Source organism: Affinundibacterium amnicola (assembly GCF_014284275.1).
Taxonomy (GTDB): Bacteria; Pseudomonadota; Gammaproteobacteria; order Burkholderiales; family Burkholderiaceae_D; genus Undibacterium; species Undibacterium amnicola.
In genome coordinates this window covers 293,476-308,887 of the sequence record NZ_JACOFU010000001.1, presented here as the reverse complement: position 1 = coordinate 308,887, position 15,412 = coordinate 293,476, and the positions used below count along the sequence as shown (strand labels likewise).

General features: G+C 45.3%; 10 protein-coding genes and 2 tRNA genes. 7 read left to right on the top strand and 5 right to left on the bottom strand.

What is annotated here, in order from left to right:
- Positions 1 to 44: 44 nt before the first annotated feature.
- Both H8K33_RS01385 and H8K33_RS01380 read right to left on the bottom strand, forming a co-directional pair.
- Positions 45 to 986, bottom strand: coding sequence for a CysB family HTH-type transcriptional regulator (locus H8K33_RS01385; protein WP_186889190.1), 942 nt, complete (start codon positions 984 to 986; stop codon positions 45 to 47).
- A 185-nt stretch (positions 987 to 1,171) separates the two neighbouring features.
- Positions 1,172 to 2,161, bottom strand: coding sequence for a fumarylacetoacetate hydrolase family protein (locus tag H8K33_RS01380; RefSeq protein WP_186889189.1), 990 nt, complete (start codon positions 2,159 to 2,161; stop codon positions 1,172 to 1,174).
- Between the two features lie 266 nt (positions 2,162 to 2,427).
- Here H8K33_RS01380 and H8K33_RS20045 point away from each other — a divergent pair, with 266 nt between their 5' ends.
- Positions 2,428 to 4,026 carry a methyl-accepting chemotaxis protein gene (locus H8K33_RS20045; protein ID WP_186889188.1) on the top strand — a complete coding sequence of 533 codons (1,599 nt, stop codon included), beginning with the start codon at positions 2,428 to 2,430 and terminating at the stop codon, positions 4,024 to 4,026.
- A 44-nt stretch (positions 4,027 to 4,070) separates the two neighbouring features.
- The gene (locus H8K33_RS01370) at positions 4,071 to 4,601 is read left to right on the top strand and encodes a GNAT family N-acetyltransferase (RefSeq protein ID WP_186889187.1); all 531 of its coding nucleotides are present in this window, start codon (positions 4,071 to 4,073) and stop codon (positions 4,599 to 4,601) included.
- Between the two features lie 79 nt (positions 4,602 to 4,680).
- On the opposite strand, the gene H8K33_RS01365 is transcribed toward H8K33_RS01370, so the two are convergent.
- Positions 4,681 to 5,148 (bottom strand): cyanophycin metabolism-associated DUF1854 family protein, encoded by a 468-nt coding sequence (locus H8K33_RS01365; protein WP_186889186.1) that lies wholly within the window; start codon positions 5,146 to 5,148, stop codon positions 4,681 to 4,683.
- Between the two features lie 2 nt (positions 5,149 to 5,150).
- Positions 5,151 to 7,415, bottom strand: coding sequence for a cyanophycin metabolism-associated ABC transporter (locus tag H8K33_RS01360; RefSeq protein WP_186889185.1), 2,265 nt, complete (start codon positions 7,413 to 7,415; stop codon positions 5,151 to 5,153).
- A 27-nt stretch (positions 7,416 to 7,442) separates the two neighbouring features.
- On the opposite strand from H8K33_RS01360, the gene H8K33_RS01355 reads away from it, so the two are divergent.
- The 3 genes from H8K33_RS01355 (at position 7,443) to cphA (ending at position 12,662) form a co-directional block, all read left to right on the top strand.
- Positions 7,443 to 7,781 (top strand): hypothetical protein, encoded by a 339-nt coding sequence (locus tag H8K33_RS01355; protein WP_186889184.1) that lies wholly within the window; start codon positions 7,443 to 7,445, stop codon positions 7,779 to 7,781.
- A gap of 42 nt (positions 7,782 to 7,823) precedes the next feature.
- Positions 7,824 to 10,004, top strand: a complete 2,181-nt coding sequence (locus H8K33_RS01350) for a cyanophycin synthetase (protein ID WP_186889183.1) — start codon at positions 7,824 to 7,826, stop codon at positions 10,002 to 10,004.
- 87 nt (positions 10,005 to 10,091) lie between these two features.
- Entirely contained in the window at positions 10,092 to 12,662 is a 2,571-nt protein-coding gene (gene cphA / locus H8K33_RS01345) for a cyanophycin synthetase (RefSeq protein ID WP_186889182.1), read from the top strand.
- 63 nt (positions 12,663 to 12,725) lie between these two features.
- Here the strand turns inward: cphA and uvrB are convergent, their stop codons facing one another.
- On the bottom strand, positions 12,726 to 14,819 hold the full coding sequence (gene uvrB, locus H8K33_RS01340; protein ID WP_186889181.1) for an excinuclease ABC subunit UvrB: 2,094 nt from the start codon (positions 14,817 to 14,819) through the stop codon (positions 12,726 to 12,728).
- Between the two features lie 286 nt (positions 14,820 to 15,105).
- Here uvrB and H8K33_RS01335 point away from each other — a divergent pair.
- Together H8K33_RS01335 and H8K33_RS01330 are read left to right on the top strand one after the other, a co-directional pair.
- Positions 15,106 to 15,181: transfer RNA gene (locus tag H8K33_RS01335), tRNA-Asn, on the top strand.
- 64 nt (positions 15,182 to 15,245) lie between these two features.
- Positions 15,246 to 15,321 (top strand) — tRNA-Asn (locus H8K33_RS01330).
- The last annotated feature ends 91 nt before the right edge of the window (positions 15,322 to 15,412 follow it).

Below are 15,412 nucleotides of genomic sequence, written 5' to 3'. Positions count from 1 at the left end.
AGATGCTTATGATTATTATTGGTAAGACGAGATTTGACGATGCATTAAAGATCGTAACTATCTTTACCGCCTTGCATCACCTGATCGATCAATTTACGATTCATGGTCGGTGATAACATCTCGATAAATGTGTACATGTAAGTGCGCAGATAAGCACCCTGCCGCACGGCGACACGCGATACATTCATTCCAAACAGATGACCAACTGGAATGGTTCGCAAATTTTGGTCGCGCTCTGCATCAAAAGCCATACCAGCGATGATGCCCACACCCATACCAAGCTCAACATAGGTCTTAATCACATCAGCATCAATCGCCTCTAACAGAACGTCTGGCTTTAAATGACGCACTTCGAAAGCGTGATCAATCTTACTGCGCCCTGCAAATGCGGCGTCATAAGTAATCAAAGGATACTTGGCGATATCTTCTAGCGTAATCGATTTCAATTTCATCAAAGGATGATCGGGCGTCACCACCACCACATGTTCCCATTGGTAGCAAGGCATAGAAACCAGACCGTCAACGCTGGTGATTGCCTCCGTCGCAATCGCGATATCCGCTTGATCACGCATGACCATTTCGGCGATTTGTTTTGGGCTACCTTGTAGCAAGGACAAGCGCACTTTAGGATATTTCTGCATAAAGGCTTGCACCAGCTTTGGCAAGGCATAACGCGCTTGTGTATGCGTGGTGGCGATCGTAAAACTACCGCTGTCTTGCGCAGCAAATTCTTTACCGATGCGCTTTAAGCCATCGATCTCTTGCATGATCATTTCTACCGATTTCAATACCGCACGACCGGGCTCGGTCAAACCACGGATACGTTTGCCGTGGCGGGCAAAAATATCCACGCCTAATTCTTCTTCCAACTCGATAATCGCCTTGGAAACACCAGGCTGCGAAGTAAATAGCGCTTTAGCAGCTTCAGTTAGATTGAAGTTTTGTCTGACCGCTTCGCGAACGAAACGCAATTGATGAAGATTCATGCAGGCATCCTTGAGTCAGAGTAAAGTTGTTATCGATGGTTAATCGCTAGTTATCGGACATAAAGACATTTTTCTTTATATGATAAATATTAACTTTACTCAGTTTATATAACTTGAACAGTATATAGACTCAAGGAATGAATTTCTAGAAAAATTCCCAAATCCCAGCTAAAAACCGCGAATCTTCAGTTTTTGACGTACTCAACCACGCTTTGTTCAATCGCGCCGAAAATCGACTTCGCATTCTTATCCAACATTTCAATTCGAATCTTGTCGCCAAATTTCATAAACTCTGTGGTTGCGGCACCATCAGCAATCATCTCTAAGGCCCGCTTCTCAGCAATGCAGCTATAGCCTTTTTTCGGATCTTTGTTGGAAACGGTACCTGAGCCGATAATCGTGCCAGCGCGCGCATTGCGTGTCTTACATAAATGCGTAATCAACTGCGGAAAAGAAAACACCATATCCACACCAGCATTTGGCTGCCCAACCAAAGTATCGTTCCAAGTGGAACGTAAAGCTAAATGCACTTTGCCATCTTTCCATGCCTCGCCCAATTCATCCGGCGTCACCGCAACGGGTGAAAAACTCGACGCTGGTTTAGACTGAAAGAATCCGAAACCTTTTGCCAGCTCCGCAGGAATTAAATTCCGCAACGACACATCGTTCACCAACATCAGTAATCGAATGTGCTCGCCTGCATGTTGCACCTTGACTCCCATCGGCACATCGCCAGTGATCACCGCGACTTCACTTTCGAAATCAATGCCCCATTCTTCGGACAGCAATTGGATGTCATCCATAGGCCCGATAAAATCATCACTGCCACCTTGATACATCAAAGGATCATGCCAAAAACTCTCTGGCATCTCGGCATTTCGTGCTTTTCTCACAAGTTCAACATGATTGACATAAGAAGAACCATCTGCCCACTGAAAAGCACGCGGCAAAGGTGCCATACAATTTTGCGGATTAAAATCAAAACTATTGATACCTCGGCCTGCGTTCAAGCGTTCATAGACTTCATTCAATTGCGGGGCAATAAAATTCCAGTCATCCAAAGCATGCTGCATAGTCGCGGCAATACCATCGGCAATTTGGGCAGTTTTTAAATCACGAGAGACCACCATCAACTGGCCGTCACGGCTTCCATCTTTCAACGTAGCTAATTTCATATTTAATGCAATTCAATAAAAGTTAGTCAATGGTTATCAGCAAATTGATCACTGATTGTAGACGCGCATTTTACCGCGTGACAGTTGTTGGTTTTCAGTGTGCGATGCAATAAATCGATTTTAGAAACAAATAAGTCTGTGTATGATCAATTGTATGCATCAATCTGTGTCTAGCACCTGTGGTACTTCTGTGCAGCGTTCCGTCTTCTAGTTTTCGTAGTAACTTCAGATACTTTCAATTCTTACCTAAGTTTGGGAGGCTTCAAATGCATTTAAATTCACTCATGATTCGCACGCGTTTATGGATGGGCTTCGGCATGCTGCTGATCATCATGTTGATCATGGCGACTTTTAATACTACGCGACTAAATTCAATTGCAAATCAAACTTCCCTGATGCTTGAACAAAACGTCAGCGGGGTCGAGACCTCCTTAGAAGTCGCTCGTTTAATGCAAGAAAATGGTAGACGTGTCTCTGCCTTATTTTTAACCAGAGATCAAAACCTACGCAAAGAACACTACCAAGCAATCGATACCAACAAAAAAGCCATAGGACAATTGTTGGAAAAGTTGGCAAAGCAAGACAACAATGCCGAGCGAAAGAATTTAATTGAAACGGCAACAAAATCACGCGTCGCCTTTGTTGCCGCGTTTATGAAAGCGGCTGACTCACTTGAGTTGGATGATATTGAGGCGGCTGAAAACCAAATGAATAATATTGTCTTCCCTGCGCTCAACAAGGCAACAATCGATATGAAAACCCTAGTCGATTATGAACGCAAGCAGCTAGAAAAAGAAGATGATGCAGTCAAAAATGACATTAGTTCATCCATTAAAGTGATGATTCTAAGCAGTGTTATTGCAACTGCCATTTGCGCTCTTTTTGCCTATTGGATTACACGCTCAATCACCGTACCGTTGAACGAAGCAATCGATATTGCGACTCGAGTTGGCAACGGCGACTTAACCGCCAACTTTGAAAAAAATTCTGAAGATGAGACAGGCATTTTATTAGATGCACTCGAACACATGAATCAGAACTTAGTTCAGACGATACGGCAAGTCAATGTCAGTGTCGAAACCATTGCCACTGCATCAAGTGAAATTGCCGCCGGCAATGCGGATCTCTCCTCTCGCACAGAATCTCAAGCAAGTTCATTGGAAGAAACTGCATCGTCTATGGAAGAACTGACTTCCACGGTTAAGCAAAATGCAGACAACGCCAGACAAGCAAACTCTATGGCCTTGAAAGCTTCGGACGTCGCTAGAAAAGGTGGTGAAGTCGTAGGCAATGTCGTGCACACCATGAACTCCATTAAAGATAGTTCAAAGAAAATCGTTGATATTATTGGCGTGATTGACGGCATTGCGTTTCAAACCAATATTCTCGCCTTAAATGCTGCGGTTGAAGCCGCCCGCGCAGGCGAACAAGGCCGTGGATTCGCCGTAGTTGCTTCCGAAGTCAGAAGTCTGGCGCAACGTTCAGCGGGTGCGGCAAAAGAAATTAAGGAACTAATTAACGACTCGGTTGCCAAAGTGGATGATGGTTCGCGTTTGGTTGATGATGCAGGTAACACCATGGATGAAATTGTCTCATCAGTCAAAACTCTGGCAGATATTATGGCTGAGATTACCGCTGCGAGTCAGGAGCAAAGTGCCGGCATTGAAGAAGTCAATTTAGCGATTACCCATATCGATGAAATGACACAACAGAATGCGGCATTGGTAGAACAGGCGGCAGCGGCAGCAGAAAGCATGCAAGAACAAGCACAAGCCTTATCTCAGGCGGTGGCGGTGTTTAAATTGCACCCGGCTCAGTATGCCGGCGCTAAGCCAGTACAAAAACATTTGGCGCTACGCGCCTAAACCAAGAAACTAAGTTAAGAAATTAAATTGAGAAATTGAGCCGAATGACACAAGCGCCTCTCGCCACAGAAATTATTTTTGAAACTGAACGTTTAAGCCTCAGAACTTTAAACGCAGACGATGCTAGTTTTTTCCTTCGTCTAGTAAATGAACCTAGCTTTATCGAAAACATTCGTGACAAAGGAATACGCACGATCGCTGATGCAGAAAATGCCATCCAGACAGGTCACCGTGATGTTCAAGAAAAGATGGGGTTTAGTTTGTATCTGGTCGAACGCAAAGACGATCAGCAAGCGATTGGTTTGTGCGGCTTAGTGAAGCGTGACGAGTTGCCGGGCATCGATATTGGCTATGCTTACCTACCGGAATTTGGTCGCAAGGGTTATGCTCTAGAGGCTAATCAGGGGTTACTGAATTACGCGAAAAATTGTTTGCATTTACCAGAATTATTAGCAATCGTCTCGCTACATAACCAAGCATCATCCCAACTTTTAGAAAAACTGGGATTTCAATTTCAAGAAAACATCGACTTGAAAGCTGGTGACACTGTTAAATTATTCAAATATCAGCTTTGATCTCAACTTTGACATCGACCAGCAGCAGTGATCAAAACAATTTGATCCTGCTGCCTATCTCCAAAGTGGCATTCCCTATTTACAGAAATCTATCCAAAATTTTGCGGCTATGTTTATCGATTTCAAACATATTGCGAATTAAAAAATGAATGCCGTGATTATCTGAGATCAAGAGAGATTCTTTACCAATTCGACGAATATCTTCGTCGCCTTTTAAGACAAAATTCGTATCACCACGATCTGTTTTTACATGCCAAGTGCAAGGCGTAGCAAAACTTGTGACGCTGACGATCTTGGCAATCTCGGGCATGAATTCCCGTCCTTCTAATTCTTCGTCTATCAATGTACGAATCGCCGATGGCAAATCCGATAAATGATCGATCCAAGCGACTTCAACACCATTTTCCTTCACCAGCGAGATGCCATCACTCGGCGATTGAATTGGGAATGCGCGCACCGGGCGCACATCCACATGCTCAACACCATCCAGATCAGTCAGCACTAATTGTCGGAAATCATTTCGCGTTAGTTGAAATGTCGTTGTCATTTTCATTCACCTCCCACTGCCAACGCGGCCGCATTGCGCGCCTGGGCTTCATATAATTTAAAGTACGCGCCCTGCTTCGCCATCAAATCATCATGACTACCAACTTCGACCACTTCACCACGATCCAACACAACTAAACGGTCGGCTTTGTGCAAAGTTGAAAGGCGATGCGCAATTGCAATGGTAGTACGGCCTTTCACCAAATTATCCAAGGCTTTTTGAATTTCTTTCTCCGTCTCAGAATCGACCGAGGATGTCGCTTCATCCATGATCAAAATACGCGGATCGATCAGCAAAGCGCGCGCAATGGAAATCCTTTGGCGTTCACCACCCGACAAACCTTGACCGCGCTCACCGACCATCGAATCATAACCTTGCGGCAAACGCAAAATGAATTCATGCGCGTGTGCCGCTCGAGCCGATGCGATGATTTCCTCTCTCGTCGCGTTTGGTTTGCCGTAAGCGATATTGTCGGCAATGGTCCCGAAAAACAAGAATGGCTCTTGTAATACGAGTCCGATATTGCTGCGGTAATCAGCCACGGCAAACGATCTAATATCAACGCCATCAAGCAAAATCGCACCTTCAGCCACGTCGTAAAAACGACAAATCAGATTCACCAAAGTGCTCTTACCAGAGCCACTATGACCAACCAAGCCTATCATTTCTCCAGGTTGTATATTTAAATTTACATTACGATTGACTGCACGATTTCCGTAACGGAAACCAACTTCACGCAATTCAATCTGACCTTTGACTTCATTAATTTTGACTGGATTTTGCGGTTCTGGAACGCTAGAGACATGATCCAAAATATCAAAAATACGTTTGGCCGCAGATGCTGTTTTTTGCGTCGCAGATACGATACGACTCATGGAATCGATACGACCATAAAAATTACTAATAAGCGCAATCGTTGCGACCAATTCACCGACCGTAATTTCAGTATGAGCAACTTGCCAGATACCAAACGCCCACACGACCAAGATACCCAAATCCGTCAAGAAAGTGACAATGGGTGAAAACAAGGACCATACCTTATTCAACTTGTCATTGACGGCCAAATTATGTTTATTCGCTTCACGGAAACGCGTCGCTTCACGCTTCTCTTGCGCAAACGCTTTAACCACACGCACGCCCGGAATCGTGTCGGCCAACACATTCGTCACCTCGCCCCAAACTCGGTCAATTTTCTCAAAACCGGTACGTAGACGATCTCGTACCATATGGATCGCCCACGCGATCAAAGGCAAAGGTAATAAGGTAACCAAAGCTAGCTTGACGTTAATCTGCAAAAGAAAAACCGCGGTCATCAAAAACATCAACACATCGGTCGCAAAATCAAGCAGATGTAAAGAGAGATACACACAAATCCGGTCACTCTCACTACCGATACGCGACATCAAATCGCCAGTCCGCTTACTACCAAAATATTCTAAGGACAGCTTCAACAGGTGTTCATAAGTCGTGGTACGCAAATCAGCGCCTATGCGTTCAGAAACCAGCGCCAAAATATAGGTCTTACCCCAACTCAGTAGCCACGCCAAAATTGCCGCGCCGAGTAATCCACCGATATACATCACCGCCAAAGAGGTTTCTACATGCTCTCCGCTTTGATAAGGAATCAGCACTTTATCTGTCAGTGGTTTGGTCAAGTAGCGAGGAATCATGTGTGCTAAAGTACCCAGGAACATCAAAGTAAAACCAATGATCAAGGATATTTTGTAAGGACGGGCAAATCGCCACAAACGAAACAAAGTCCACGTTGATGGTGGCGTGTGGATGACCTTGGTACACACTGGGCACTCTTCTTGATCCTGTTCAAGGATCGCCTTGCAACTTGGGCAAACATTTTGCTCTGCTTTTTCAACAGGCTTACCTGTCAGATGCTCATGTATTTGATCATTGAACGCATCCATCAAGCGAATGACCAATAGATTTTGACCTAAAGTAAAACGCCAGTGAGCGAGCAAATTCGCTTGATTCAATAATTCTAAATGCCCGACACCTGCATGATCGTGGTGGCGCATTTGCAAGCCTTGGCCATAATCCCAACTCTGCCATTCTGTTTGTTCGCTTGATTTCGATAGTACGCGTTGGTTGGTCAATACAATCAATCCACGCTTGAAATGCAGCTTTGAATCAAGATCAGTTTCCACCGCACTGATTACCATTTCATCTTGCACTAATTGCAAACTCAATTCTTGCTTCCATGCCTCAGGCAGGCCTAGGCTTGAATTAGTGATCGCTGCTATTGATGTTGTCATCGTAAAGAAAACTCCATAGAAGGGAATTTGCAAACAGCAGAAACCCAACAAAATATTAAAAAAACCGCACTTATTTTTGCGTATGCATACGAGATAATGCGCTATTCCTCACCTAAGCTAACTAAAACTGTAGAAGATTGCATCAAGCTGTATGACTGTAACGACAAATTACGGTATTCTGTCGACAGGAAAACAAGATCAAGGAGATTATTTGTTTTTGTAATTGGTAGAAGTATACCAGCAAGCTCGGACGAGATTTTTTCAAATTTGCTGAAATTAACAATGCTTGTCAGCCTGAAATATGCACAGCACGTTATTCACATGGCTAAGCAAACAAAAGCAAATTTGGTTCCAATAAAAAATTGAAGCGAATGGTGATTTCACTATTCAATACTAAAATTGACATTCATGACTACAAAAAAGAAAGACATCACTCCGCTTCGCATATCTCATTTGCGCGGACCGAATATTTGGACTTATCGTCCTGTGATCGAAGTTTGGCTAGATATTGGCGAATTCGAACAACTCCCTTCCAATCAATTACCTGGCCTTTATGAGCGATTAACCGCGCGATTGCCCGGTCTATTACAACATCGTTGTGGTGTGGGTGAAATTGGCGGTTTTCTCGAACGTTTAAGAGAAGGTACTTGGGTCGGTCATATTCTGGAGCATGTGGTTCTTGAACTGCAGAATATGGCTGGGATGCGGACTGGCTTCGGCCAAACCCGTTCCACACATATTGAAGGCGTCTACAAGATGGCCTTCCGTACTCGTCAAGAACAAGTAGGTCGCGCTGCACTGACAATGGGACGTGATCTATTGATGGCATTGATTGAAGATCGTTCTTACGACTTTGATACTGAATTAGAAAAATTACGCGACATGGTCGATTCGCTATGTTTAGGGCCAAGCACCGCCCACATCGTGGATGCCGCGACAGATCGCAACATTCCCTCAATTCGCTTAACAGAAGGCAATCTGGTGCAACTGGGCCATGGCGCCACACAACGACGTATTTGGACAGCAGAAACTGATCGTACCAGCGCGATTGCAGAAAGCATCGCCAGTGATAAAGACATGACCAAATCACTCCTCAAAGCATGTGGCGTGCCGGTTCCCGAAGGAAGTTTAGTCCGCAGTGCTGAAGAAGCATGGGAAGAAGCACAGGATATCGGCCTTCCAGTAGTGATTAAACCTTACGATGGCAATCATGGTCGTGGCGTCACCTTAAATTTAATGACACAAGAAGATGTCGTTGCTGCATATGAGATCGCAGCGCATCAAGGTGATAGCAAGAGTGTCATCGTCGAACGTTATATTGTCGGAGATGAGCATCGCTTATTAGTAGTTGGCAATAAAATGGTTGCTGCTGCTAAGGGAGAATCGCTTTGGGTCATCGGCGATGGAAAATCCAATATTAAAGAATTAGTCGAACAACAGATCAATACAGATCCACGCCGTGGTGAAACTGAAGAATTTCCACTTGGACGAGTAAAACCAGACCAAAGTGCTGAAATCATTTTAGATTTAAAGCGTCAAGGGATGACTGCAGACTCTATACCCGCCGCAGATCAAAAAGTATTAATTCAACCGAATGGCAATGTGGCGATCGACGTCACGGATGAAGTCCATCCTGAAAATGCTCGTTTGGTCGCTTTAGCGACTCGTATTGTTGGTTTGGATATTGCGGGCATCGACCTGGTCTGTGAAGACATTTCGCGCCCATTGCAAGAACAAGGCGGCGCAATTATTGAAGTCAATGCGAGCCCAGGTCTGCTGTCACATTTAAAACCCGCCGTCGGCAAAGCTCGTGATATTGGTGGCGCAATTATTGAACATCTTTTTGGTAGTGAAGACAACGGTCGCATGCCTATCGTCGGCATTGCAGGTAGCAAAGCAACAAGCCTGATCTCTCGCCTGGTGGCAAGCATGCTCACAATGGAAGGCAAATATTCCGGCGTCGCTTGTACCGATGGTCTATACCTTGATCAACGTCAAGTGGTAAAGACAGATTGCACTTCTTGGAATGCTGGTCAGCGTTTACTACTAAATCGCAATGTACAGGCCGCGGTATTCGAAACCAATGCAAAGTGCATTTTGAACGATGGTCTTGCCTACGACAAATGTAATGTTGGCGTGGTTACTGATCTTGATGGCTATGAAAATCTCTCTGATTTTTACATCACCGAAGCAGCGCAGATGTTTAAAGTAATGCGTTCGCAAGTTGACGTCGTTTTACCTCACGGCTGTGCAGTAATTAATGCTTCGATTAATGAGGCCGAAGAATTAGCCGAATTATCTGATGGTGAAGTGATCTTCTACGGTTTATCAACCCACAATCCTGCAATTTGCAAACATCTGCAATTAGGTAAACGTGCGGTGTACTTACGTGATCAGGAAATCATACTTGCGACGGGAAGCACAGAGCAAAAACTGATGTCCTTGTCTGCATTAAAGACTTCCAAAGCTGAACAACCTGAGGCGATCATGGCCGCAGTTGCGGCTGCATGGGCGCTAGACATAACACCAGACATCATTGCTGCAGCTTTAAGAAATTTTGATTCTAATCCACCAAAAAAACACTATTAAAACCCTGGCTTAGACTTAGCCATTTTTCGGCTGAAAGTCATATACGGACATTTTGGGCATTATCGCCACTAGATAGGATAAAGGTTTATGGAAGTTTCACGAATCAGGGCATTACGCGGCCCTAACCTCTGGAGTCACCACACAGCGGTGGAAGCCATCGTACGTTGCACACCAGAAGAATTATCAATTAGCGGAATTTCTGATTTCGAATCGCGCTTACGCGCCTTATTTCCAGAAATCGGCCCATTACAAGCAACTGGACACGATGACGCAATTCCCTTAGCGCGTGTTTTTGAATTGGCGGCTTTAGCGCTACAGGCACAGGCCGGTTGCCCGGTTACTTTTAGCAGAACCACGCAAACTTTAGAACCCGGTATTTTTCAAGTAGTTGTTGAATACTCAGAGGAAGATGTAGGCCGTCTTGCTTTCGACTTCGCCGAAAAACTTTGTCATGCTGCGCTAACTAATAGCAGTTTCGATTTAGCAAGCGCGTTGCATGAGTTACGTGAACTCGATGAAGACTTGCGCCTGGGCCCATCAACGGGTTCCATTGTTTACGCTGCAGTCGCTCGTAATATCCCCTATCGTCGACTGACCAGCGGCAGTCTTGTGACCTTTGGCTGGGGCAGTAAGCAACGCAAAATTCAAGCTGCTGAGATGGATGGCACTAGTGCTATTGCCGAAGCGATTGCGCAAGATAAAGAACTCACCAAAACTTTACTCGATGCTGCAGGCGTGCCAGTGCCTCTTGGGCGTACCGCCATCGACGTGGAAGACGCATGGAAAATTGCTTTAGAAATTGGCTTGCCAGTGGTCGTCAAGCCTAAAGATGGCAATCAAGGCAAAGGTGTTACCGTCAACGTCACCACACGTGAACAATTAGAAGCTGGCTATGCTGCCGCTTGTGAATTCCGTGATGATATTTTGGTCGAGCGCTATTTGCCCGGTAATGATTTCCGCCTCTTAGTCGTTGGAAATAAATTAGTCGCAGCAGCACGCCGTGATCCACCGCAAGTGGTTGGCGATGGCACTCACTCAGTGCGAGAATTAGTCGAGCAAGTGAATAAAGATCCACGCCGTGGCAGTGGCCATGCAACCTCTTTGACCAAAATTCGATTTGATGACATCGCTTTAGCAAGCTTAGCGAAACAAGGTTATGACGCCGACTCTGTACCGACAAAAGGCACTCGCGTCGTTTTACGGAATAATGCGAATCTATCGACTGGCGGTTCGGCCACCGATGTCACTGACGACGTCCATCCAGAAGTTGCCGCGCGCGCAGTCGCTGCGGCACAAATGGTGGGCTTAGATATCTGTGGCGTTGACGTAGTATGCGATAGTGTTTTAAAACCGATCGAAGAGCAAAATGGCGGCGTGGTGGAAGTCAATGCCGCACCTGGTTTACGTATGCATCTCTCCCCTTCTTTCGGCAAGGGCCGCGCAGTTGGCGAAGCGATTGTGTCTGCCATGTTCGCCGATGGCGATGATGGTCGCATTCCTATCATTGCAGTGACTGGCACCAATGGTAAAACCACCACGGTACGCTTGATCGCCCATTTATTGACTGCCAGCGGTTTACGTACTGGCATGACCAATACCGATGGTGTGTATGTGGAAGGTCGCCAAATCGATAGTGGTGATTGCAGTGGTCCACGTAGTGCACGTAATGTGTTATCGCATCCAGATGTCGATGCAGCGGTGTTTGAAACCGCGCGTGGTGGTGTCCTCCGCGAAGGACTCGCATATGATCGTTGCAAAGTGGCGGTCGTGACCAATATTGGCTCTGGTGATCACTTAGGTTTAAATTACATCACCACAGTAGAAGATCTGGCCGTATTAAAACGGGTGATCGTACAAAATGTCGCCGATAACGGTGTTGCGGTCTTAAACGCTGCAGATCCTATCGTCGCAGGCATGGCAAGTAATTGCACCGGTGCCGTGACCTTCTTCGCAGTCGAAAGTAACTTACCGATCATGGCGGCGCATCGCGTCAAAGGTCATCGCGTCGTCTACATTGAAAATAATGAGATCGTGGCTGTCGAAGGAAAACTAATTCAACGAATTCCTCTTTCAGATGTCCCGATTACGCGCAACGGCTCAATCGGATTCCAAGTCGAAAACGTGATGGCCTCAGTTGCTGCAGCATGGGCAACCAATATCTCTTGGGATGCGATTCGCAAAGGCTTAAAAACCTTTATGAACGATAGCGACAATGCACCAGGTCGATTCAATGTCTTTGATTATCGCGGCGCGACTTTAATTGCCGATTACGGTCACAATCCAGATGCGATTACCGCTTTGGTACAAGCGGTAGAAAGCATGCCTGGCAAACGTCGTTCAGTCGTCATCAGTGGCGCTGGTGATCGACGCGATCAAGATATTCGTCAGCAAACTGAGATTCTCGGCAACGCCTTCGACCAAGTGATTTTGTATCAAGATCAATGTCAGCGCGGGCGTGCTGATGGTGAAGTGGTTGCACTATTACGCTCAGGTTTAGCGAATGCAAAACGCACGACTGACATCCAAGAAATCAATGGCGAATTTATCGCAATTGACACTGCTTTATCAACTTTGGGTGAAGGCGACCTTTGCTTGATTTTGATTGATCAGGTCGAAGAAGCTTTAGCGCATATTGCCAAGCGGATTGCAGAGGGCTAAATTTTTTAAGATTTATTTCCAATAAAAAAGCCGGAATCATCCGGCTTTTTTATTCATGAAACACTATCGACCAATGATAGAAGCGACATTATCATGTCCACCAGCACCAAATAACTGCTCCTTTAAAATCGCTAATTGATCACGCACTTTTGCCGCTTGTTCAAACTCCAGATTCTTCGCGTGATCCAGCATAAGTTTTTCTAAACGCTTAATTTCTTTGCTAATCTGCTTCTCACTCATCGCTTCGTACTTGGCCTGCTCTTGTGCCACCATCAATTCATCACGCGCGTCTTGCTGGCTATATACCCCGTCGATGATATCCTTAATTTTCTTATTGATACCTGTCGGCGTAATATTGTTGACAGTATTAAAGGCGATTTGCTTAGCACGACGACGCTCAGTTTCATCAATCGCGCGGCGCATAGAATCGGTGACACGATCCGCATACAAAATAGCGGTGCCGTTTAAGTTACGTGCAGCGCGACCTATAGTTTGAATCAAGCTGCGTTCAGAACGCAAGAAGCCCTCTTTATCTGCATCTAAAATCGCCACCAAAGACACTTCGGGCAAATCCAAACCTTCGCGCAATAAGTTAATCCCGACCAAAACATCGAAGGCACCGAGACGCAAATCGCGTAAAATTTCTACCCGCTCTACGGTATCAATGTCGCTGTGTAAGTATCGTACCTTGACGCCGTTATCGCCCAAAAACTCCGTCAATTGTTCGGACATGCGCTTGGTTAAAGTCGTCACTAAAACCCGCTCATTCAACTTCACGCGTAAAGTGATTTCATTCATCAAATCATCAACTTGCGTCATGGCGGGACGAACTTCTATGCGCGGATCAACCAAGCCTGTAGGGCGTACCACCTGCTCCACCACTTGATCAGCGTGCTGTTTTTCGTATTCCGCTGGCGTGGCAGATACGAAGATGGTCTGGCGCATCTTGCTTTCAAATTCCTCGAACTTCAACGGGCGATTATCTAAAGCCGAAGGCAAACGGAATCCATAATCAACTAAATTAGTTTTACGCGAACGGTCACCGTTATACATGGCATTGAGTTGTCCGGTCAGCACATGCGATTCATCGAGAAACATCAAGGCATCGGCAGGTAAATAATCAACCAAAGTCGGAGGTGGATCGCCGGGTTTAGCACCACTTAAATGACGAGAATAGTTTTCAATGCCTTTCGTAAAGCCAATCTCCGCCATCATTTCCAAATCAAAGCGCGTACGCTGTTCTATGCGCTGCTCTTCAATCAATTTATTTTCACGACGATAAAAATCGAGGCGCTCACGCAATTCCTCTTTGATCGTTTCTATCGCCCGTAACACCGTTTCGCGCGGTGTCACATAATGCGAACCTGGATACACGGTAAAACGTGGAATTTTTTGTTTAACACGTCCAGTCAATGGGTCAAACAAGGCGATGCTTTCAACTTCATCATCAAACATCTCAAGACGCACTGCGAGTTCAGCATGTTCAGCCGGGAAAATATCAATCGTATCACCACGCACACGGAAGGTGCCGCGACCAAAATCGACTTCATTACGCGTATATTGCATTTGAATTAGACGAGCAATCACATCGCGCTGACTTAATTTGTCCTTGGCACGCAAGGTCAAAATCATTTTATGATATTCGTTAGGATTACCAATACCGTAAATCGCCGAGACAGTCGCCACGATGATCACATCGCGCCGCTCCATCAGGGATTTAGTACAAGACAAACGCATCTGTTCAATATGTTCATTGATTGCGGAATCTTTTTCAATAAACAAATCGCGCTGCGGCACGTAAGCTTCTGGCTGATAGTAATCGTAGTAGCTGACGAAATACTCAACCGCATTACGTGGAAAGAATTCTTTGAACTCACTATAGAGCTGCGCCGCCAAAGTCTTATTCGGAGCAAAAATAATCGCAGGTCGTCCGGTACGGGCAATGACATTCGCCATCGTGTAAGTCTTACCAGAACCAGTTACTCCCAACAATGTCTGGAAAAACAAGCCGTCATTGATTCCTTCTACCAATTGCGCAATTGCAGTCGGCTGATCACCAGCAGGCTCAAATATTTGACACAGCTGAAAAGGCGAATCGGGAAAAGTTACGAACTTAGCCTCAACGTCTTTGGGAACAACAGAGATTAATTCACTCATAAGCAACCTTCAATTAACCAGTCAAACAACAAGAATAAGTCATTTAATCCAACCACAATACATAAGCAATCAGGCGTGAAGCTGTAAATCACGAGACTTAGCTGTACATATTATCAGTATTTGTCACTTTATGCTAAAAACAAACTCCTTATCAAATCCAACGCAGCGATCAGAAATATCGATTAAAAACCATAAGACGGAATCAACTTTCAGCCTCTCAAATCACATTACAGCTCCAAAAACTTTTGACAAGTTTAGGAAATCTCCCTATAATGTTTGTCTCTGTTCCTTGATAGCTCAGTTGGTAGAGCGACGGACTGTTAATCCGCAGGTCCCTGGTTCGAGTCCAGGTCGAGGAGCCACAGAATTTTGTAGCTCTAGAAATAGAGATGTAGTGCAATAAAAGTTTAGAAGCGAACCTTCTATTCCTTGATAGCTCAGTTGGTAGAGCGACGGACTGTTAATCCGCAGGTCCCTGGTTCGAGTCCAGGTCGAGGAGCCAAATAAAAAGCCTTGTAGAAATACAAGGCTTTTTTCATTTCCGCAAATACATCGCATATGCATCACATGTCATCGCACACTCCAACACAAGG